This window comes from Pseudomonas sp. YL2 (assembly GCF_023063025.1).
Lineage (GTDB): Bacteria > Pseudomonadota > Gammaproteobacteria > Pseudomonadales > Pseudomonadaceae > Aquipseudomonas > Aquipseudomonas putida_A.
Genome location: NZ_JAJSLU010000001.1, coordinates 224,543 through 245,381, shown reverse-complemented (window position 1 = coordinate 245,381; position 20,839 = coordinate 224,543). Strand labels below are relative to the sequence as shown.

General features: G+C 57.5%; 16 protein-coding genes. All 16 read right to left on the bottom strand.

Going from position 1 to position 20,839, the window contains the following annotated elements:
* Position 1: 1 nt before the first annotated feature.
* Positions 2-409, bottom strand: coding sequence for a tetratricopeptide repeat protein (locus LVD08_RS01055; RefSeq protein WP_247267183.1), 408 nt, complete (start codon positions 407-409; stop codon positions 2-4).
* Complete coding sequence (locus tag LVD08_RS01050) at positions 379-864, bottom strand: hypothetical protein (RefSeq protein ID WP_247267182.1); 486 nt, start codon at positions 862-864, stop codon at positions 379-381. Before LVD08_RS01050 ends, LVD08_RS01055 begins: the two co-directional genes overlap by 31 nt.
* Positions 865-868: 4 nt before the next feature.
* Positions 869-1,324 carry a hypothetical protein gene (locus LVD08_RS01045; protein ID WP_409077733.1) on the bottom strand — a complete coding sequence of 152 codons (456 nt, stop codon included), beginning with the start codon at positions 1,322-1,324 and terminating at the stop codon, positions 869-871.
* A 68-nt stretch (positions 1,325-1,392) separates the two neighbouring features.
* Positions 1,393-3,843 carry an alpha/beta fold hydrolase gene (locus LVD08_RS01040; RefSeq protein ID WP_247267181.1) on the bottom strand — a complete coding sequence of 817 codons (2,451 nt, stop codon included), beginning with the start codon at positions 3,841-3,843 and terminating at the stop codon, positions 1,393-1,395.
* 9 nt (positions 3,844-3,852) lie between these two features.
* Positions 3,853-5,247 (bottom strand): TIGR01777 family oxidoreductase, encoded by a 1,395-nt coding sequence (locus LVD08_RS01035; RefSeq protein WP_247267180.1) that lies wholly within the window; start codon positions 5,245-5,247, stop codon positions 3,853-3,855.
* A 319-nt stretch (positions 5,248-5,566) separates the two neighbouring features.
* On the bottom strand, positions 5,567-6,028 hold the full coding sequence (locus LVD08_RS01030; protein WP_247267179.1) for an XAC2610-related protein: 462 nt from the start codon (positions 6,026-6,028) through the stop codon (positions 5,567-5,569).
* Between the two features lie 9 nt (positions 6,029-6,037).
* A complete protein-coding gene (locus LVD08_RS01025; protein ID WP_247267178.1) occupies positions 6,038-6,514 on the bottom strand; it encodes a hypothetical protein in 477 nt (158 codons plus the stop codon).
* Positions 6,511-7,260: a lysozyme inhibitor LprI family protein gene (locus LVD08_RS01020; protein WP_247267177.1), complete on the bottom strand. Its 750-nt coding sequence runs from the start codon at positions 7,258-7,260 to the stop codon at positions 6,511-6,513. The genes LVD08_RS01025 and LVD08_RS01020 overlap by 4 nt, the downstream gene beginning before the upstream one ends.
* A gap of 269 nt (positions 7,261-7,529) precedes the next feature.
* Positions 7,530-8,438, bottom strand: a complete 909-nt coding sequence (locus LVD08_RS01015) for a tetratricopeptide repeat protein (protein ID WP_247267176.1) — start codon at positions 8,436-8,438, stop codon at positions 7,530-7,532.
* Positions 8,428-11,571, bottom strand: a complete 3,144-nt coding sequence (locus LVD08_RS01010; RefSeq protein ID WP_247267175.1) for a calcium-binding protein — start codon at positions 11,569-11,571, stop codon at positions 8,428-8,430. Before LVD08_RS01010 ends, LVD08_RS01015 begins: the two co-directional genes overlap by 11 nt.
* Positions 11,572-11,587: 16 nt before the next feature.
* Complete coding sequence (locus LVD08_RS01005; RefSeq protein ID WP_247267174.1) at positions 11,588-12,610, bottom strand: tetratricopeptide repeat protein; 1,023 nt, start codon at positions 12,608-12,610, stop codon at positions 11,588-11,590.
* Between the two features lie 5 nt (positions 12,611-12,615).
* Positions 12,616-14,652: a type VI secretion system Vgr family protein gene (locus tag LVD08_RS01000; protein ID WP_247267173.1), complete on the bottom strand. Its 2,037-nt coding sequence runs from the start codon at positions 14,650-14,652 to the stop codon at positions 12,616-12,618.
* Positions 14,653-14,680: 28 nt separating this feature from the next.
* Positions 14,681-15,682: a serine/threonine-protein kinase gene (locus tag LVD08_RS00995; protein ID WP_027610390.1), complete on the bottom strand. Its 1,002-nt coding sequence runs from the start codon at positions 15,680-15,682 to the stop codon at positions 14,681-14,683.
* On the bottom strand, positions 15,679-16,407 hold the full coding sequence (locus LVD08_RS00990) for a PP2C family protein-serine/threonine phosphatase (protein ID WP_027610389.1): 729 nt from the start codon (positions 16,405-16,407) through the stop codon (positions 15,679-15,681). Before LVD08_RS00990 ends, LVD08_RS00995 begins: the two co-directional genes overlap by 4 nt.
* On the bottom strand, positions 16,407-19,946 hold the full coding sequence (gene tssM, locus LVD08_RS00985; protein WP_247267172.1) for a type VI secretion system membrane subunit TssM: 3,540 nt from the start codon (positions 19,944-19,946) through the stop codon (positions 16,407-16,409). Before tssM ends, LVD08_RS00990 begins: the two co-directional genes overlap by 1 nt.
* Positions 19,947-19,959: 13 nt before the next feature.
* A complete protein-coding gene (gene icmH, locus LVD08_RS00980) occupies positions 19,960-20,835 on the bottom strand; it encodes a type IVB secretion system protein IcmH/DotU (RefSeq protein ID WP_003229559.1) in 876 nt (291 codons plus the stop codon).
* Positions 20,836-20,839: the final 4 nt, after the last annotated feature.

Below are 20,839 nucleotides of genomic sequence, written 5' to 3'. Positions count from 1 at the left end.
TTCAGTTTTTCATTCCCTGAATTGCGGATCGCTCAACTACGCGTCGAGGTATTTTCTGCGTTTTGCCGTCGGCGCTCATCGCGTCGCGGTACTGGCTGTAATAGCGCTGCGCTTCGTCTTTGCGATCAAGGCGCCAGAGCGAGTCGGCTATGTTCAACATCAGTACCGTGCGTTTACCAACTGCCTCAACGCCGCGATAAAACTTCAGCGCCAGCTTATCGTTACCGCCCTCGGCCAAGTAGAAAGCCAAGTCGTTAAAAGCTTGAACATTGCGCGCCGGTGGGTGACAAGCCATATAGGACTCTGGACTTATAGTGCGAAGATTGAATGCGAGTTCTTCCACGCGAGATTGCGGCATCTCAATATTTGAGACCTGCTTCAATAAGTCCTTTGGAGACGGCGTCTGCATGACGAGGTCAGGCGCATCCTCTTCCCCAGAATCCACCGATTGCCCTCCCACTTGCCGTCGCAAAACCTGGCTACGTGCTGACTGAGCACGCAACCGGTCTCCATTGAAATGACCCCGCAACCAGTTTCCTCTGTGGAGATTTCTTCACCCTCTTGGCCAATGACAACGCCATACAGAGTCTGAAGGAGGAGCAATGTTTTCTTGTCAGGGCTTAGCCAGACCTGATGCGTTTCAGTGCCCACCTCGGGTACGTAGAGGGGAAACGTTTTTCCATTGGCGGTAAACGAGGCGACCGCCGACTCTGGAGCAGGCCTGCCCCATGTCTTGTCCTTCAGCGTCACTAAATGCTCGCCAACCCCCACGATCTGAATATTTTCAGACAAGGCATTGGCTGAAGCTGACAGGCTCATGACAATCCTCAACCACTTAAGGCTGCCCGCGAGAGGACGGTTCATCCACTCACTCCTCATCCATCGGCGACGATTCCACGTCGGTCATGCTCAGCAGCCGAAATTCATTGTTCACAAATTCGTAGTAACGGTCCCGGTTACCACTTTCCAACGCATTTCCCTGCGCATCTTCTTCGCCGTCGAGCGTGATGCCGGAGACGATGATCAAGCGGCTGTCGGGCTGGTAAACCATGCCGAACGTGCCGCCGTCGTAAGCATTCGGCAGACCGCCAACCACCTCACCGGTCTGGGCGTCCAGCACCTCACCGCAAATGGCACTTCCGCCACAACCGAGTCTGTGCAGGATGTAATGGCCGGCGAAGTTGACCTTGCCTTGCAGGGCTTGTGCCCGCGCTTGGTCCATCATTGGGCTGCTGTTTTCTTGCGGCACCAGCTTATGGTTGGGGCCGGTGAAAACTGGCGTGACGGTGTAATCCTTGAAAGTTGGGTCGGCAGCGAATGCCATGGCGGTTGAAATTACCAAGAGACTGCCCGCTACCAGTGACAGCCAGTTCATACGCAACAATAGTGTTTTCACTTCCTATCCTTCGAATTGATCAATTGCAACTCACCATCTCGATACAACACCTCACACCCCACCCACGCAGGGTCCACCTGCGGCATTACCGCCGACGGCTTGCGCAATTCCCGCAACAACGTCGAGCCATGGGACAACCGCCCGCCCATACGCGCAATCACCGCTCGTGCTGCTTGATAGTGCGCATGACGGCCAGGGTCTAGGGTGTCTTCGAGCAAGATGTCCTCGCCGAGAATGCCTTGCACTTGTCCCGGATAAATCATGAACCCGGTGGCCTGCTCCGCACCTTCGCGACCGTCCTGCCAAAAGCTGCCATCGCGGGTGCGCACATTGGGGTGCGGTGCAAACCAATGTTCGCGGTCCGCCAGTGGCATGGCGTGATGAAGCCGGAAGAAGATGCGCATCAGGTTGTCGCGATACCACTCGCGCACTTGCAGGTAGTAGCCACGCAAGCCCGGCAGGCCGCTCAAATGGGCGAGACGGATCAGACCTGGCCATTGCGGGAATGGCTGTAGCGGCAGATCGCTCGACGCAGGTCGAGGGGTGGCCGGATCGGTTTCCCATGGCAGTCGATGAGGACTGTTTTCCAGATTGTCGTACGCGGTCGGCGGGCGGCCCAGCCAATCGCCGCCGCTGCTGGCCAGTGCCGTGGCGATGCACAGATTGCCTTGCACCACGAACACGTAGAACCGGGTGAACCAGTCCGCCAATTGCTGACCATCGGCAGCTTGGGCGACGAGTTCGGCCAGTTCCCGATCGAAGCGCTGCAAGCCGTTTTCAAGATTCAGCAAATGGCCGCGAGCCTTGCGTTGCATACGTAAAAACAGCGGCAAAGAACGCAGCATCTTCAGCGGTTGCCACGGCAGATGCGGCGTCGCTCCGCCAACTTCACCGGCGTAGTTAGCGGCGCTGATGCCCCAGTCGGCCAACCGGGCAAGAAACAGATCATTGTTGATGTAGGAAGCACCGCCGAACACAGCAGTGAATGGCTCGTTGTCCTGCAAAACTCGCGCATCCCAGCGCGCCATGATCGCCGGGATACTCGCTGCCGCGCGGCGCTGGGCGTACTCGACCAGCACGCTCGGTTGCGGCGGCAGGATCTCGGCGATGTTGGCGGCGGTCAGGTGCCGGCGCCAGCCATAATCGCTGATCGGCCGGTATTGCAGCAGCCATAGTTGCGAGCCGTCCCAGGCCCATTCGACGTCGCCGGGCACGTAGTGGAACACGCGCAACACGTCTTGCAGAAAGCGCCACAGCAGGTCTTCGGTCAAGCCGTGGGACGGCGTGAACGTGCCGCTGCGCCAGGCATCCCCAAGCCGCGAAAGCGTTGCTCGTGAGGGGCTGACGTGACCGTCGGCCAGCGATTCGAGATGACCTTCAACCCATTCGAGTTCTACCGAGAGATGTCGCACGAAAGCGATCCCGGACAATACCGGGGTGATGAAGCGCTGGACCACCACTTCCTCGACACCTTCAGCAGTCAATTCGGCGATGCGTTTCGGCACATTGGCGGTCGGCTCGCGCAGATAGGTTGTGCTCAAACCGGCATTTGCCGAATCGGCCTGATCCTCGCCATAACTGGAGGAGCGCACCGCCCAGGTCACGTCGGGTTGGGCAGCGAGAAATGCTGGCAGACGCGGATCATTGCAATCGTTGAGCGTCAGCGCCGCCGGCACCGCTTGCCGCGCCAGTTCAGCCAGGCGCAAACGCCCGCCCTTGGTGTGCGCGACAAACCCGCGCTCGCCCGACTCCAGCCACTGTGCGAACTGCGCGGGCGAGTCGATCCATGGGTAATGACCCCAACCGGGTTTGAGGCTGATAGTCAGATCAGCGCGAGCGAGAATCGTCGACCACGCCGCCGCTTGCTCGATGCCGAGCACAGCGTCCTGATCGCCCCAGACCAGCTCGACCGGATCGGTGATCCACTCCAGCAGTGGCAGCGCGGTGTCGGCGCGAATCAGGTCCCAATGCGGTACGAACGCACGGCAACGCGCATAGCCGGCGCCCATGCGCTGGTACTGCGCGGGCGTCCAGGTCTGGTTGGAAAACTTGCGCGCGAACAGCGTCGGTTTGTTCGAGAGCAACCAGTGAATGGTCTTGCGAATCGGCAGCGGCGACATCAGTGCAGGCAACCGCCGCTGCCACAGAAACGCACCGACCGGCGCCAACAAAACGCTGCGGGAAAAGTGCCCCGGCCGACGTTGCAACGCATGCAACACCAGCAACGCATTGACCCCGACCGCCATGATCGCGCTGCCCTGCTGTGTCATCGCCAGCAAGGTCTGCGCGTAGTCCGCCAGATCCTCGCAGGGCGGCTGCGGGTTGGCGCCGAAGCCCGGCAGCTCCAGCGGCACCACCTCGTAACGCTGAAAATGCGGCAGCGCGTCATCCCACCAATCGGCGGCGCTGCCGTTGCCGGCCAACAGGTACATCAGGGGCTTGCTCATGGGCGATCCTCAGGCCAGATCGCGCAGCGCGGCGTCAAGAGTCGGATAGCGGAACGTGTAGCCCGCCTCGCTCAAACGCTGCGGCACCACACGCTGACCGTCGAAGAACAATTGCGCCATCTCCCCCGCCAGCGCACGAACTGGCGCGGCGGGAATGTGGAACCACACCGGACGCTTGAGGACCTTGCCGGCCTGCTCGGCGAACGCTGCCTGACTGACCGTTTCCGGCGCCACCATGTTGTAGGTGCCGCGCAGACTGTCGTCATTGAAAGCCCTTGCGATCACCTGAAGCACATCGTCGCGGTGCACCCAGCTCATGATCTGCCGACCATCGCCCATGCGCCCGCCGAAGCCCAGGCGGAACGGCATTAGCAACGGTGTCAGCGCACCACCCGGGCCGAACACCACGCCGAGACGCAGCACCACCTGACGCACTCCAAACTCGGTGGCCGGTTGCGCGGCGGCTTCCCAACGCGCACAGAGTTCGGCCATGAAACCGTCGCCCTTGCTGGCGTGTTCATCGAGGCTTTCGCTGGCATCGCGCACGCCGTAGAAGCCGATGGCCGAAGCTTGAATCCACAGCTTTGGTTTTTGCTCGGTGTTCTTCAACCAAGTCATCAACGCTTCGGAGGTGCCGACTCGGCTGGCGAGCAGTTGCGCCTGACGCTTGGGACTCCAGCGTGGGCCGGCGACGGGTGCTCCGGCGAGATTGATCACTACGTCGAAGGCTTCGTCGCGGCTGAGTTCGCCGAGCGAATGCATACAGCGGACGCGGCCGTTGAACAAGGTGGCGGCGCTCAACGGATCACGCGTTAGAACGCTAATTGAATGACCGGCGTCGAGTAACTGGTGGACTAAAGCTTCACCTATAAACCCTGTGCCGCCGGTGATCAGTGCGCGTTTGAAAGCGCTGCCAACAAACGGGTTGGATGTGCTCGGAGTCTTTACTGAAGGGGATTTTCGGCGGTCATGGCGATATAGCCAAACCAGCGGTGGCAACAACACCAGCAACGCAAAACCGTCGAGCCACAGGTGCGACCAGACCTGCCGTTGCGCTGAAAGCCACATGTCCTGCGGCGCCCATAACAGGATGCCCGCGATCAACCAACCCCAGACTGCCGGGGCTTTCAAGCGATTGCCCAAGTGCACCAGAGCGAGCATGTACAGCGAATAGCTTTGCAGCGTCGCGCCGAAAAGCGCGAGCCACCAGACTTGTTGTTCGTGGCCGGCCGCAGGCACCGCATCGGCGCCCCAGAATGCGAGTTCGAGGGTGTGCAAATAGCCGTCGAGTAAACCGGAGTGACCGGCCCGAGTCAGGGTGAGGCCGGCGAGAATGTGCACGATTGCGGCGGCGTATAGCCAGAGTACTAACGCGGGGCGAAGGGAGATCGAGGGGGCTGGCATTCCGTGTCCTGAGCGCATTCCTTGGGGGTGAGGAGTTTAAAGGAAAATCGCGGTCGTCAGATGCTCAAGTATTAAACGTTTTAGCGTGAGGGATTCAGGCTCAACGCGTGCGAAAGCGCATCAAACATGCCCCCAAAACTCAGATGCAGCGACTAGCCTTGATCGGCGCGGTGCCTGACGATCCCAATCGCCCCACTTGAAGAGACCCAACTGATTACCTTTGTCAGCCGCCATTTGATAACAGGCTAACGCCCGAGACATATCCTTCGTTCTAAGCTCGCCACAACAAACCATTTCACTGTGTTCTTCCTTGAGTCATTCAGGCTTTGCGTTTGGAGAACCGGGTGACGCATTGCTTGGGTATGTTCATTTCCCAGTAGGTGCTGAGCAACGCTTTACGCTTTTTGTCGACGCGCAAATTAACGAAACCATCGCCGCAATCCGGCTGCAATTCTTCGAAGGTGCCGGTTCTGGCTTGGTAAATGAACACCCGGTAGTAGTCGTAAGTACCCATGCCGTCATCAAGCTGCCAGATCGCGAAATCCTGTGCGCCGTCGAAATTGAAATCGTCGAACTGCATGTGGAGTTCGTTTACGGCTTCAAAATCGACCGTCCGCGACTCGTTATGCGTTTCGCCTTTAACCGCGACGTTCAGCGTGGAGCCTTTGAGAACCAGCGTTGCTTCAACGCCTTGGGTTGGGCTGAACGTAGCGGTTTCGGCTAGCGACGGGATCGTCCACAGCAGGCCCAGCAGTGATAACGCTAAAGTTTTGAAATGCATGTACTCGCCCTATTCCCACTTGCATCCGGACTCCGGAGAGGAGTCGATGCTGGTATTGATTCCGAAGCTGTATACCTTGCCGTTGGACTGCTTTGTGTAAGACATCGAGACGATCTGCGAGCCTTGTGTCATCAACTCATAAGTGCCCGTGACCTCGCCGTTGATGACTTCGGACCAAGTTCTGGTGTGCTGCCAAGGCGCGTCCGGATCGAGGATTTCATTCTGAGAATCCGTCAACACAATGGAAATAGGCTCGCTGGATTTGGCGTACTTCACAAAACCACCGGACCATTTGCTGGCTTCGTCATAGTAGGTACGGAGTTCGAACTTTACCGGGCTCGATTGGGATAGTTCGAAGCAAAGTGATTCGGTGGTGACTGCGCTTTGAGCGCCTAAAGGAAATAGCGCAAAAAAGAGAAAGAAAAGTTTATGCATGTTCATCCAAGTCGTCGCTTTCGCGCGAATGCTCTGGCTTGTCCGTTTCAACGTCTGCTCTTGTCCGGTGCCAAAGCCAATTGGCGAGCACGCTCTATCGTCGCGCGAATTAGGCAGGCATCGGACCACTCACCGAAAACAGATTTATGCGATTTCGGGTCGGCCTGGCACTCCGCATCTCGAAATTTCATCCAGGCTCTTTGAGTTTCCCTCAGTGCTTTCTGACCGCTTTCGTCCAGCCGACTCATACGATCCCGATATACAGAGTTCAACAATGCATCCGCGTCAGGAACCATCAGATCAAGAACACCATTTCCCGAGGGAAACCACTCAACGTCCGCCAATGCCTGTTCGCTTTCATTGTTCCAATTGTAGAGGCCGTTTTCTTCGATCTTCATTGTGGCGGATCGCTGATGGTGATTCGTCGGATCACTCTCGCTGACCTCCGAGCGATAAACAATTTCCAAATAGATAGGGTCGGTTGTTCGCTGAGGATCATTCAATAGCGTTTGCCGAACAATGGCCCGTTGCTTTTTGCTCTCAGTGATCTCTATCGAAAAGCACGGATCCGGCCCAGGACGTTCTGCGGACGCCTTCCTCTCCAGGCATTGATTACGAACCGCCATGGAAGGGCTATCCGAACCGCCACCCACATCAACGACTCTGACAAGCAACCGGACTTCCGGATCCTTGGAAAAGTCGGCCTGAAGGATGGTGGCAATCATCGTGCCCTCAGCCATGACCACAGGCGACAGTATTGAAAGTAAAATAATGAGACTGAATCTGAAAATCTGCATTCCTTGGCGTCCGTAAAAAAGTCAGTGACCCGTTCAATTCTGAACGGGTTTGCGACAGAAAATAGAGTCAGAACCGACAAACGGGCCAGATCTATTTAAGTTCTCAACCAAATTCAAAGCAGTCGAGCGCAAAAAATAAATCCGGCTCCTTTACCAGAACAGATCCATTAAAGCCCCGTAGCAAACGTCCCATCAAACAATAAAGTTTCCAAGGCCTAGTCATGACCCGTGAGCCTTAACAGAAGGAGAGTAGTCTGCAACTTCTTCTATTACTGCGTTGTAGCACGCTGCCTAACCCGATCAGGAACCTTGGCTTGCTTGCCATTCTCGCTCATGAGATCGGTATATACCTTATAGTTCTTTCCTGCGGATGCTTTATCACCCGCCTCCCAATAAGCATCTGCGAGATTAAGATAGGCAACTGTCCGCTTCGGATTTTCTGAAATAACTTTTTTCAAGAGCCAAATTGCGTCGGTATTGAAGCCTGCTTGCTGCCAAAAAAATGCTACGTCATTGAAAACTTGTTGGCTGGCAGAAGAGTAACCATACTCACCAATGTAGCGTTCAATAAAATCACGTTTCGGAAAGCTAGAAAATCTTGCTTTATCCTTATAAAGGCGCGACGTGGCGTTTTTGAACTCGACCAAAAGTTCTTCTTTTATATTTTTCTCAACACCAGAGACCATTTCTATCTTACTCAGACATTCAGCGCTTTCACATTTCTGCGCTTCATCATGTTCAAGCACTGAATAGCAATATGGTTGTGGTTGCCCCGCAGAGCTAGGACCTTTCTGTAGATACACCAGACTTTCACCACTTGCATTAATTGGTTGGCAATAAGGAACCACACCGAAAGCGTCAGGTACTCCGGATTTATTCTTGCCAATATCCACGCCACTTACGATCTTGCTCGCATCAAGTGTTTGCACTTTTCCGTCAGCACTCAAAATCCAGAAGGTGTTTTCCTGAGAGCTACAGTCACATTCACAGCTCAATATATAACTCTGGCTCCTGATATCTAACTTCGCCTTTGGAACGCCATCAGAACCACAGAAGTTCTCCGAAATAGCCACTGAACAAACATTGGTATCAGGATCGCACGCCAGCTTTTTTCCTTCACTCCACGCTGGAGACGAAAGCAAAATCAAAGTAATAAACCAACGGAATTTAAAGCTCACAGATGTCACCCTCAACGATCATTCCGAAATTGCCGTTTTCTTTAGTGGCGGTGTTACCACTCATTGTAGCGGTATATTTTTGTCCCTGAATAATCCCCATCCGGCGACTGAACGCGTCTGCCCTGTAGGCCGTCGAAGCTTTTTCGGCTCGCTTCTTACAAACAAAAATAAGTAACTCTTTTTGGGTTGTAATGTTAGCGCTAGGAAATTCATCTCTAATAAGTTGTTCCGCCTTCGCAAGATGGTTTTGCTGAACACACAGGTCGTATAGCGCACAATAAGTCCGCAACTGAATCTTAACCATCAGATTCGGCGCTAACTCTCGCATCAGCTTGATACAAGACGCTATATTATCATTATATTTCGCCGCACAATTCAGCTGAATTTTCTGAAACGCCTCAACTTCACCAAGTTTCTTGAAAGCCGACTTCCACCCTGCATTATTGTTAGCAATTACTCCCAACGCCCAATTTTTCTGGGCAGCGGTATCGGCTGAATTCAACGAATTTATCAGTGTCTGAAAATTCATGTTAGAGCCAAAACATCCATCAAACGTGGTTTGATCTGCTGCACGCATTTCCAGTAGAACCGGTCCCAACGTGCCTTGCCCGAAGTTCCACTGAATAACACCGAAAGACATACCTTGACCATCGAAGTTACCCGCCAGTGCCTCATAATCCAGCTCGCTCTTTCCTTCGTATCCAGAGGAAACCAATAGGGCGATTTCTTTGGCCTTGTTGAGTGGGATACAAGCAGCCGACAGCGCGTTCGCTACAAATGCAATCGAATGAAAATGCCATATCAAATCGGTACTGATGGCAGCCTTTTCTTTCAGATCATCCCAAAACACATAGCTGCTGATCCTCTCCTTTTCATGCTGCAGTGTTTTCGGTGCATGCTTGAGCTCAGTATCAAGCCGACTCCATTTGGGAGCATCTGCTTTCGCTTTCCACTCGGTCGGATGATGGGCCACCAGCCTGGACCACTGCGACCGCGTATCGGGGTTTTTCAAGGCCTCGGCCAGCTCAGCCGGATCGACATCCCCGCTTTCGTCTTTATCAATCTTCGTAAGCATGTCCTGAAAAAACACGGGCATGTCATTAGGATCAAGAAAACCGTCCGCTGTCGCATTGGTTTCTTCGACGATCTGAAACCCCAGCTTTTCCCAATCATGCTGAGTGATGATTTGTGCACCGGCTTTCTTGACTAGGCCGTTGACCGCCTGAGCATTGTCAGTAACGGTCACATCGTAGTAATCGTCGGCGCCCACTTTGACGATTGGAGTCTTGTTCAAATCAACCGCATGTTCCGCTTTCAGTACCGTACTGCCTGTAGCAGGTGCTTTTTTCTTCAGCTCACTTTCGGTCGGCAAATACAGGTATTGCTTGCCGATCTTCAGCCCAGCCGTATTCTTGAGGAAGTCTTTTACGTCTGCTTCAGCAGTGAATATCTCGACGTGCACTTGATACTTACTCGCTACACCGCCATCTTCGCCGGTCAGGTTTTCAGTCAATCCCAGGTAGCCAATCGGATCTCCAGCCTTGATTCCAATGCTTGCGGACTCCACAGAGTCAAAGCTGCTCGGGATTACATCCCAAGCAACAAAGTCGTTTTCCACAATTGCCCAGAAGCTGGGAGGAAGGTTCCCATCCCCAGCCAAGCTACCGCTGCTCGTACATTTCGCCATTCGACGAATTGTCCCTGCAACATTGAGGTTCAGTACCTCTTTGCTTTCAAATTCCACCGAACTTTGAGGGTTAAGTTGCAGCGAGCCAATCTTATCACCGGCATTCTGACCATTTTGAGCAGAGATAGGACCCTGATAAAGATCCAATCTTGTCAACGCGGTTCCTTTCACCTTACCTTGCCAATATTTTGGCTTTAAACGCTCCGGGATCGGGTCTGCCAGCCATATACGTGCGGGTTTGGAGTTTTTGTAGGGTTCTCCGTCTTTCAAGTATGCGAACCAAACCTCTTTGCCAGTCTCGCGAACTTTGTGGCCGCTTTTTTTCACGCTACCTGACAGGATTTTCCCTTTTGCGTAGGTAACTGTGCCTAGGGCCTTTTGATCCAGTATTTCAAGTTTGGTCCCCGCAACGAGCTTGCCGACGTTCTGAACGCTACTGGATTCAGGGAAATCGTCGTAAGCGTTGAAGTCACTTACCTTCATGGTCACCTGAGGCTTCGGAGTTTCTTCCTCAGTCAGCGGATAACGCTTGAAGGGCAGAAGGTGCATGTACAAGCTGTAGAAATTCAGCTTATTTTGCTTGCCTTTATTCGGTCCGTCTTCTGGGTTCGGCGCAGATTTGTACTCATGTCGCACCAAACAAAACGAGTTGGAATACTTCAGTTTTTTCTCATTTTCACCGAACGTAGACTCCAAATAATCTTCGTTAAGTCGGTAGGCCACGACTTCACCGTCGGCCATACACCGAATTGGTTCGTTCAAGATGCACTGAGGAGCGCTGGCATTGCTGATGTGAATGCCGCCATGCCAGAACTTGTTGCTGCCTAGCAAGTAGTGGCCAGCAGTTTCAGCCTCGAGGGCTTTGTAAACCTCCTCAGCATCAGCGAACTGTTTACCGTCAGCTTTTCTGAACGGATATTGAAAGTTCATCAGAGGGGCGGGGCCTGCCGGTGCAGGTGCTGCCGACGGCGCGGGAGCTGGCGTGGCACCTGTCCGATATTCCTCCTTAGCTCTCAGAAATTTTGTTGGAACAGGCCAGTAGTAAGCAGGCGGGTTAGTTCCAAAGAATGCTTCTGAAGGTCCGTTAGTGGTCTGAGCACCAAAAATTTTTCCTTGACGCGTCGCCGCGTTGTACTCCATGACAATGCCAGTATGAAACAGACGACGACTACCTCCCGTTAGAGGAAGTATGTCAATCCAAAGAGCAATGTCCCCTTTCTTGACCTCTGTCGGCGGCACTACGGTGTAAAAGCGAGAGGAGGCGTTCATAGCTCTCGTCTCCTCATACTCAATCTGGTAGCCCGCGCCAGTGAGCAGAAGGTTCACCATATGTGAACAATCGATCAGTTTTTTTCCCGCCGCGTTGGTTTGAGTGCCATTACCTCCCATCAGGTAGACGTAATCACCGCCGGTGTACTGGTTTCTTAAATCGAGTGGTTCGGTCATTTCTGCATCCTGCAAATTAATAGCAATAGCTGGTCTTGGTAGAAGCAGCAGCGTCTTGCGCGTGTAAACGTTTCAGATTTCCGGCAGCGGTGTCGTTACCCTTGTCAGCGGCGAGGCGATAGCAGGCAAGCGCTCTGGACATGTCTTTGGTAACGAGCCTTCCTTCTTCAAACGAGTAACCCAAGTAATTCATCGCATCGACCGAACCCATTGATGCAGCGCGAATAAGCTCTTTTTCGGCTTGCTCTGGATGTCGGCAAGGCCCTTCGGGTACAGGGTTGTTCCCGTAGCAATAGAAAGTCGAAAGAGAGGCTGCACCGTCGGCAAGCGTTGTCGCGGCAGCCTTGAAAAGCGCCTCGACTTTTTCCGTTTCCAACTGTGGTGCCATTCCAGAAAGACTCAGACCCGCAGCACTCAAACTTGCTTGTGGGTCTCCAGAAGCAGCAGCGCACTCATAGTTTTCCAGCGCAGCCACAAACAGTTCACCGGTTAGCCGATACTGCTCTAACCCACCTAACCCAGCGAAGGCTTGCGCGCGCTGATAACAAAAATTCTCGGAGGTGTTCATGGTCGGCGTACTCGCCACTACGAGATTTTTCTCACTAATCGACCAATCCTCAACACCCTCCAAAACCCAACACGCCTGGTGAGAAAAGTTAAAGATCTTGATGTTGCTGTTACCTGCACGCTTATCAACAACGTTAAAGTGACTGTCGTCAACCGCTTCGACTTCGACACCTTCTGTCTTACCTGTGGCTACGGGCGCCATCAGTGGAAAGGCCAATGTTGAGCTTTTGACTCCCGTCGTTTGCGGCTCAAAATTTCCACTCTCCCCAGCAGGTTTCAAAACCAGCGACTTCACCGTCATCGCAGTCAACCGCTGCTGAGTTTCAGCATTCGCAGAGAACGCCGGCAGGAATTGGGAAAAGTCCTCAGACGGACACTCATCCGCATAAGCGCTGCCATTGAACAGGCTCAGCAGCGAGACGGTGAAAGCCGCTACGGCGAAACCATTCCTCTTCTTCAACAAACCATTCATGTCGATCACTCAGAAAACACAAAAAAAGCCTTCGGCTTAACCTTCTCAGGTACCGCATTCCCCAACGCCTGATCCATCAAACTCCCCGCCTTATCCTTATCCGCCGCCCCCGGCAGCACCGGCGGTTTGATCCCGATGCCAGTGCCCGCTCCCGGCGAGCCACCCGCATTGATCTTCACCACCGGCCCAACCACGGTCACACCACCACCATCGAGCTTGATGAAACTGCCGCCGCCGAGAATCGTCAGCTCCGTCCCCGCCTCAATAACAATCTTGTCCCCAGCCTTGAGGTGAATCTCTTTCCCCACGCTGGTGAGCTGCGCCGTACCCAGCTTCACATGCTGGTTCTGCCCAACCGTCAGATGATCATCCAGCTTCGCTTCGATCTTGCGGTCGCTGATGGTGGTGCGGTGTTCTTCAGCCTTCAGCTCGGTGTAGGTGTTCTTCACCACGGTGTCGTGACGTTCATTCCCGACCCGAATCTTCTGGTCGTGCTCGATGTTCTCGTCCCAATCGCGCTGGGCGTGGATGTAGATCTGCTCCGCACCTTTCTTGTCTTCAATGCGCAGTTCGTTGTACCCACCGCCACCCGGGGAGCTGAGGGTTTTGAACACGCTGCGAGTCTTGTTCTCCGGCAGGGCGTACGGCACCGGGTTTTCCTTGTGGTACAGGCAGCCGGTGACGAGGGGTTGGTCGGGGTCGCCTTCGAGGAAGGTGACGAGGACTTCCATGCCGATGCGCGGAATGCTGATCGCGCCGTAGCGGTCGCCGGCCCAGGAGCTGGAGACGCGCAGCCAGCAGCTGGTTTTGTCGTCGGCCAAGCCTTCGCGGTCCCAGTGGAACTGGACTTTGATGCGGCCGTATTGGTCGCAGTGGATTTCTTCGCCTTTGGGGCCGGTGACCATGGCGGTCTGGCTGCCGAGCACGCGCGGTTTCGGGTGTTCGAGGGCCGGGCGGTAGAACACGTCCCACGGGGTGGCGAGGAAGGTGTTGCGGTAGCCCTGGTGGAAGTCGTCCTTGTTGTCGGTGGTGTCGCTGGTCACGCCTTCTTCGAGGACTTGCGGCTGTTTGCCTTCGTGGAAGATTTCGGTGAGCAGCCACAGGTCGTTCCACTCGCTGCGCGGGTGGTCGGACATGGCCATGAAGTGACCGCTGACCAGTTTGGTCTGGTCGCCGCGACCTTCGGCCTGGCGGTAGTCGGCGCGATGGCGTTCGAGGGCGCGCTGGCTGAGGAACTTGCCGCGCGCGCGGTCGATGAAGCGGCCCGGGTAGTCGTAGTCTTCGAGATCCGGTTCAGTGCTCTCGCCATCCGGTTTGTAAGCCGCTTCCATCTGCAGGCGCGGTTTTTCGAAGTCGTAGTCGCGGCGCGTGGTGCGGCTGGTGCGGGTTTCCAGGCGCAGTTTGAAGCCTTTGATCACCGGTTCTTCGGCGACCATGCCGCTGCCCTGTATGTAAGCAGTCGGCTGGCCGAGGTCGGGAAAGACGGTCTGGTCGTCACCGAACACCAGCAGGTGAGCCTTTTCGCTGTGCTGGAAGTGGTAGTGAATACCCTCCTCTTCGCACAGGCGCTGGACGAAGTGCAGGTCGGTTTCGTCGTACTGCACGCAGTAGTCGCGATCCGGGCAAGGCTGGCTCAGCTGGAAGCTGTAGGCGTTGCCCTTGATCCCGTGTTCGTCGAGGATCAGCGCGATGATTTTCGGCGCCGACATCTGCTGGTAGATGCGCTGGTTGGTGCGGTGATGCAGGTATTGCAGTTGCGGCACCAGCGAGACCTTGTAGCGGGTCAGGCGCTTGCCGGCATCGCCCTGGGCGACGCGGTAGATCTGGCCGTGGATGCCCGAGCCCTGTGGATCGAATGCGAGGAACGCCTGCTTGTGCAGGAGCTTTTCCAGGTCCAGATCGGGGTTTTCGCTGACCAGTTCGAGGTCGAAACGAAACGGCTGGCTGATGCCTTCGGTGCCGGTGAACGACAGCACTTGCAGGTCGCCCACGTAGTCTTCGACCTTGAGGCTGAAGTGGGTTTCGTTAGCTGGGTTGAACATAAAGCGCTCCCTGTTCGAATGTCGTCCGTTACGCCCGAAGTCGCAACCGTTGCAGCCAGGACGAAGTGGCGCCCAAGGCGTCACGCAATTGATCGGCAGTGATGGTGCGTTCTGCCGCATTGAAGCTCAGCGCGGTTCGCAGCGCTGGCCAGCCGTGTTTCGGTAAGTTCGCCGGGGCTTGCAGCTCGCGCTCCAGGTGCTCGTCGCGGGCCTGGGTCGAGGGCAAGCGGCGGAACGGGTGTTTGCCGCTCGCCAGTTCATAGATCACGCAAGCCACGCCGTACACGTCCGCGCTGGCCGACAACGGTTGGCCCTCAAGCAGTTCGGGGGCGGCGTAGCCCGGGGTCCAGGCGTTGAAGCGCTCGCGGCTCAGGTGCGGCAGGCCGGGCAACACGCCCTCGTCTGCCTGGCCGAGACCGAAGTCGAACAGGCGCAGGCCGTCTTCGCTGAGCATGACATTGCTCGGTTTCATGTCACCGTGCAGCACGCCGCGACGGTGGGCGTAGGCCAGCGTGTCGAGCAGCGGCAACGCGATGTCGCGCGTTTCTTTCCACGGCAGGCCGAGAGGCCGCTCGCAGAGCAATTTGTCCAGGGTCAGGCCACGCATGTATTCCATGGTGATGAAGGCCCGCTGGCAGTCGGTATCGACTTCAAAAGTGTGCGCACGCACGACGTTGTCGTGGCGCAGGCGTCGGGTCAGGGCGAACTCGCTGTAAAGCAAGGCACTGGCGTCCGGCGATTCGGCAAATTCTTCGCTGAGGATTTTCAGCGCAATGTAAGGGTCGGGATCGCCGAACTGCTCGTGCAGCAGATCTCGCGCCCGGTAGACCGCGCCCATGCCGCCCGCCCCGAGCAGACGCTCGAGGTGGTAGCGGCCGGCGAGTACGTCCGGCAGTGCACCGATGCTGGCCTTGGTCGGCGCCAGCAACGGCTCGGCGTTGTTTGCCTTGGCGAAGGCGAAGTAGGTCAGGTTGCTGGCCTGCTCTTCGCTCATCAGCAAGTCATCGACTGAGGATTCGATTTCAGTCATTGGCGGATCACCACGGCAGTCAGGTTGTCCCGGGCGGCGCCCCGCAGGGCGCCGTCGAACAGACGTTCCAGCGCCACATGCGGCGCGCTGAGGCTGAGGGCGTTGCCGAGGGCATCGCTGCTCAGGCCCTGATACAAACCATCGCTGCACAGCAAAAACGCATCGCCCGGATAGACCTCGAGTTCGAGGACATCCAGGGTCAGCTGTTCGGCCGCACCGACGGCTCGGGTCAAGGCCTGAGCCGCCGGGTGCGCTGCCGCCTGTTCGACGCTCATCTGTTGCTCGTCGATCAGTTGCTGCTGCAGCGAATGGTCCTTGGACAGCTGATACAGCCGCTGCCCGCGCCACATGTAACAACGGCTATCGCCGGCCCAGATGCAGGCCGCGCGATTGCCTTCCACCAGCAGCGCCACGACGGTGCTGCCCATGATGCTGTCGTGGCGTCCGGCGGTGACCGTCAACTCCTGCCCCAAACGCCGATTCAACCAGTGCAGGCACTGGCGGATGGCTTTGAGGCGCTCGTCGAAGTCCTCGTGTTGCGGCAATTCAGCCAGGCTGGCGACGATCAACTGGCTGGCGATGTCGCCACCCTGATGACCGCCCATGCCGTCCGCGACCACCCACAGCCCCTGCTGTGGCGAGTCGAGGAAGGCATCTTCGTTGCGCGCCCGCACCTTGCCCGGGTCGGTACGCGCCGCGCTGCGCCAGGGACTGGCCACCAGCATCAGAGCTGCACCGGCATACGGAAGGTACGCAGCACGCCCATGTCGAACGGGTTCGGCGTGCGCTGGCTGGTCAGCAGGTAGTTGGCACGCAGGCCACCCACGTCGGCTTTCAGCACCAGCACGTCGCGACCGGTCAGGTACTCGGTCTGCATCAGGTCGAACAGACGGAACAGCGACCATGGGCCGGAGTTCTTCTCGATACCGATCGGACGCCCGGCCATCTTGTCCATCACCAGGCTGGTGCGACCGTCTTCAGCGTCGGTCGGCCACTTGAACGTCATTGGCAGGATCGGACCGTGGCGGTACTCCATGGTCTTGTCGCCGAACTTGAACTCGGAACGGCTCACCGCCGGATCGAGGGTGTACGGCTCCAGTTTGAACTGCACGGTCGGCTCGGCCGGGTTGATCGAGAAGAAGCTCTGGCGAATGGTCAGGGCTGCTGCCATCTGGTCGAGGTACATCTTCGACACCGGCAGGCTGTGACCGTCGACGCTGCGCATCCGGTAGTTGCCCGGATCACCGCTGACGAACGGACGCATGTAGCTGTCGAAGAAGCGATCGACGGTGCCTTGAGCGCGGAAGAACTCGCGGAAGTCGCTGATCGCCACGTCGCTGGTGCTGCTGGCGCTGAACGGATAACGCTTGCTGATGGTTTTGCCATACACGCTGTACAGCTCGTTCTGATAACGGCCGTTCAGGTATTGGTAAGCATCGTTGAGCACCAAGCGCCACGAGTCTTCGGCCAGCACGTTGAACCACACGCTCAGCGGACGCGGCAGGCGACCCGAGGCCGCACGCAGGTTGGTCAGCGCATCACGCTGGCCGCTCATGCGGGTTTTCGCCATTTCGAACGCGGCTTGTTCCGGCGTGCTGGAACGGGCCAGACCGGACAGTTGCAGTTGCAGGTCGTTGAGCGCGCTGATGGCCGGGGTGAGGTCTGCGGCCGGGCCGTTGTTGTCATCCAGCAAACGATGCAGCGGCTCGAAGCGACGTTGCAGCGACTTCTTCGCGGTGTCCGGGAGGCTCTTCGCCACGGCCATCGCCGAAGCCTTGTCCGCCACGGCAGACGCCAGTTTGCCGACCTTGCCCAGTTTGCCCTTCTGCCCTGCCAGTGCATCGGCGGCATCACCGGCTTCGTCCACCGGATCGGCAGCAGCCGGGAAGCGCGTGTTCTCGCGCACTTCAGTGAGCAACGCCAGCACCGGCGAGTTGGCCGACGTCAGGCCCGCCAGTTGCTCGGCGCCTTCACCGGCGTCGCTGATCGGCGGCAAGGCCACCTGGCCAACGGCCTCGCTCCAGTAGTTGGCGTAGTCGCGGAAGTACAGCTGCTCCAGTTCGACCATCAGGCGACGCAAGTCCATGTCGCTGATGCCCGCGCCTTCGCCCAGCACCCAGTTGTCACGCAGGATGTCGGTGACCAGCGCCGAACCCTGCACCGAGAAGTACTGCTGATAACCCTGCTGGGTGTAGAAGCCCGGGATCACGTATTCGGTGCCGATGAACAGCGAGCCCTGCGGGCCGAGGTGTTGGCTGAAACGGTATTCCGGCAGGTTGCGCGCCTGCTCGCGGAGCATGCGGTAGACCACGGTGGCCAGCGATTCGGCGCGCAGCACCTGACGAGCCTGAGTCACCAGTTGATCGTTCAGCGGGTAGATGAACGGCTGCTTCAGCAGGCGCTCAAGGTGGGTGTTCAGACCATTCTGCACCGCGGTGTTGCCGGTGTAGCGCTGCGACCAGTCAGTGGCGACCCAGTCCTTGAGCCACACGGCGTCACGACGGTCTTTCATGTTCAGCATCAGGTACGCACGCAGGCTGTTGAGCAGCTTGTCGCGGTCCTTCATGTTGGCGCGGATCTGCCCTTCGAGCATCGTCGCGACCCGTGGCAGCAACTGCGCTTCGAGCTCATGCTCGTAGGCTTGCTTGACCACCGGGTTGACGTCTTCGCCCTGATACAGGCCGCCACGCTCGTGGTACGAGACGTCGCCCTTCTTCGGGAACACCTGAGTCGCGGTGTAGCTGGTGTCGAGGGTTTTCAACACGCCCATCGCGTCATCACGCGGGGTCAGCGCCGAACGCTGCTGAGTCCAGTTCTGCGCCAGCGTGCGCAGGTTTTCCAGACGCTCATAGTTGGCCGAGAAACCACCGGCCCAGAGCATGCCGAACAGCGCCAATGCCGCCAGTGCGCCAACGTACAACGCACGCTGACCCCAATGGATGCGGCTGCGCTCACGCTTGTCGAGGCCGGCCAGATCCGACTCGGGGAAAATCACCCGGCTGAACAGATGATGGATGAAACGCGAACGGCCGCTGCGCAGGGTCGGCAGCACGCCGGCATTCATGCCGAGGTTGGCGCCGATGCCGGCGGTAGTCGCGTCCATTTCCTGCGTCAGGTGCGGAGCACTGGTCAGGTAGAAACCCCGCAGCAGCGACGCGCGCTGATACCGGTTGCCAGTGAACGCCATGTCGACGAACAGGCACAGGCGCTCGCCGATCTGCCCCAGTTGATGCGGGAAGTCGAGGATGCGGCCACGGCGCTGGGTATCGCGCTCGGAGTGCATGCGCATGATCACCTGATTGTTCAGGCGCCGCAGCAACTCTTCGAATTCGCCGCGCAGTACCGCGACGTCGGTACCAACCTGATCCTTGCGGAAACTGGTACCCAGCACCTGATCACTTTCTTCGCGGGTCAGTTGATCGAAGAACTCGTCAAAACCGAGCAGCTTGTCCGCCTTGCTCAGTACCAGATACACCGGCACGTCGACGTGCAGTTTCTGATAGACGTCTTGCAGACGACCGCGCACCTGGCGCGCCAGGGTGTCGATGTCCTGCTCGCTGCCACCGATCAGCGATTCCACCGGAATGGTTACCAGCACACCGTTCAACGGACGCCCGCGACGACGCTTGCGCAGCAGTTCGAGCAAGGTGGTCCAGGCATTGCCGTCGACTTCCGCGTCCGGCTGGGTGGTGTAGCGCCCGGCGGTGTCGATCAGCACACCGTGATCGGCGAAGTACCAGTCGCAATGCCGGGTGCCGAGGGTGTCACGGGTCAGCTTGCGGTCGATCTTGTTGATCGGGAATTCCAGCCCGGAGAAGTCCAGCAGGCTGGTCTTGCCGGAGGCCTGCGGACCGATCAGCAGGTACCACGGCAAGTCGTTGCGCCAGCGTTCGCTGCGGCCGCGATACAGGCTCGAGGTCTTCAGGGTTTTCAGCGCGTCCTTGAAGCGCGCCTTCAACTCTTTCTGCTCTTCTTCGATCAGCTCGTCACGACGGATGCGATCCTGGCCATCTTCGGTTTCTTCGACGGCTTTCTTGCGGATGCCCGCGCGCCAGCTGACGAAGACCATGGTCAGGCCCCAGATCAGGAACAACACGGCGATGGTCAGCAGACGCGAGGTCGCGCTTTCCCAGAACTTGTAGTCATCCACCGCCAACAATGGGCCGACGAACCACACCAGCAGTGCCACGAACAGCACCAGCAGCAGGGTCCAGACCCAGGTCTGGCGCAGGAAGGCGCCGACTTTCTTGAAAAACTTTTTCATCACACGTCCCTGTTTACGGCTGCGACTGCGGTTGCACCGCGGCCGGATCAAGCGGCTGATAAGGTTGCAGAACGGTGTCGCGCTGCTCGCCCAGGACCCAGGCGAAGCCCGAATACATCACCACCAGGCAGACCAACGTGAACAGCACCACCATCCAAGCCGGCACGATGCGCACCAGGTTGCGGCGCTGGTCGTTGAGGCCTTCCCAGTGCGGCGACAATTCACGCGGCACGTCGCCACGCAACTGACGGATCTGCCGGTACAGGGCGTCGCGGATGCCTTCGAGTTCGAGCATGCCACGGGCCTGCACGCGGTACTTGCCCTCGAAACCGAGGGACAGGCACAGGTACATCAGCTCAAGCATCGGCAGGTGCTTGACCGGGTTCTTCGACAGCCGATCAAGCAGCTGAAAGAACTTCTCGCCACCGAACGTCTCGTTGTGGAAGCTGCTGAGCAGGCTCATCTGCGACCACTCGCTTTCGTTGCCCCACGGTGTGGTCACGACGGCCTCGTCGACCACGGTGCAGAGCACGTAACGCGCGGCCATCACCTGGCTGCTTTCGGCGCCGTTGTGCAACGCGCGCACTTCAAACAGCTTGAGCCCGGCGGTCAGGCGCTCGTTGAGCGCGTAGAGGTCTTCGCGGGTTTCGCTGTGCTTGAGGCGTACCACTTCCGAGAGCAGTTCGGACGACGCCGCCACCAGCGAATTGAGGCTGATGTTGAACGCCTCCGCCGGGCGCAGGCGCGCGGCGTAGATCATCCGTTCTTCCAGTTGCTCGAAGCGCGGCGGCGCGGCGAAGTCGGTCAGCGGACTGGCTGCCGGTCCGTGGCCCTGACGATCGAGCAGGACGGTTTTGTCGTCCTGGTTGTAATCCGTTTCCTTGATCATGGCG

Excerpts from the sequence above, each read along its gene's own strand:
- LVD08_RS00990 (WP_027610389.1), bottom strand. The coding sequence starts at position 16,407 with ATGCTGGTGGCCAGTCCCTGGCGCAGCGCGGCGCGTACCGACCCGGGC.
- LVD08_RS01035 (WP_247267180.1), bottom strand. The coding sequence starts at position 5,247 with ATGCCAGCCCCCTCGATCTCCCTTCGCCCCGCGTTAGTACTCTGGCTA.
- LVD08_RS01045 (WP_409077733.1), bottom strand. The coding sequence starts at position 1,324 with ATGGCATTCGCTGCCGACCCAACTTTCAAGGATTACACCGTCACGCCA.
- icmH (WP_003229559.1), bottom strand. The coding sequence starts at position 20,835 with ATGATCAAGGAAACGGATTACAACCAGGACGACAAAACCGTCCTGCTC.
- LVD08_RS01040 (WP_247267181.1), bottom strand. The coding sequence starts at position 3,843 with ATGAGCAAGCCCCTGATGTACCTGTTGGCCGGCAACGGCAGCGCCGCC.
- LVD08_RS00995 (WP_027610390.1), bottom strand. The coding sequence starts at position 15,682 with ATGACTGAAATCGAATCCTCAGTCGATGACTTGCTGATGAGCGAAGAG.
- tssM (WP_247267172.1), bottom strand. The coding sequence starts at position 19,946 with ATGAAAAAGTTTTTCAAGAAAGTCGGCGCCTTCCTGCGCCAGACCTGG.
- LVD08_RS01055 (WP_247267183.1), bottom strand. The coding sequence starts at position 409 with ATGCAGACGCCGTCTCCAAAGGACTTATTGAAGCAGGTCTCAAATATT.
- LVD08_RS01030 (WP_247267179.1), bottom strand. The coding sequence starts at position 6,028 with ATGCATTTCAAAACTTTAGCGTTATCACTGCTGGGCCTGCTGTGGACG.
- LVD08_RS01010 (WP_247267175.1), bottom strand. The coding sequence starts at position 11,571 with ATGACCGAACCACTCGATTTAAGAAACCAGTACACCGGCGGTGATTAC.
- LVD08_RS01005 (WP_247267174.1), bottom strand. The coding sequence starts at position 12,610 with ATGAATGGTTTGTTGAAGAAGAGGAATGGTTTCGCCGTAGCGGCTTTC.
- LVD08_RS01050 (WP_247267182.1), bottom strand. The coding sequence starts at position 864 with ATGAACCGTCCTCTCGCGGGCAGCCTTAAGTGGTTGAGGATTGTCATG.
- LVD08_RS01000 (WP_247267173.1), bottom strand. The coding sequence starts at position 14,652 with ATGTTCAACCCAGCTAACGAAACCCACTTCAGCCTCAAGGTCGAAGAC.
- LVD08_RS01020 (WP_247267177.1), bottom strand. The coding sequence starts at position 7,260 with ATGCAGATTTTCAGATTCAGTCTCATTATTTTACTTTCAATACTGTCG.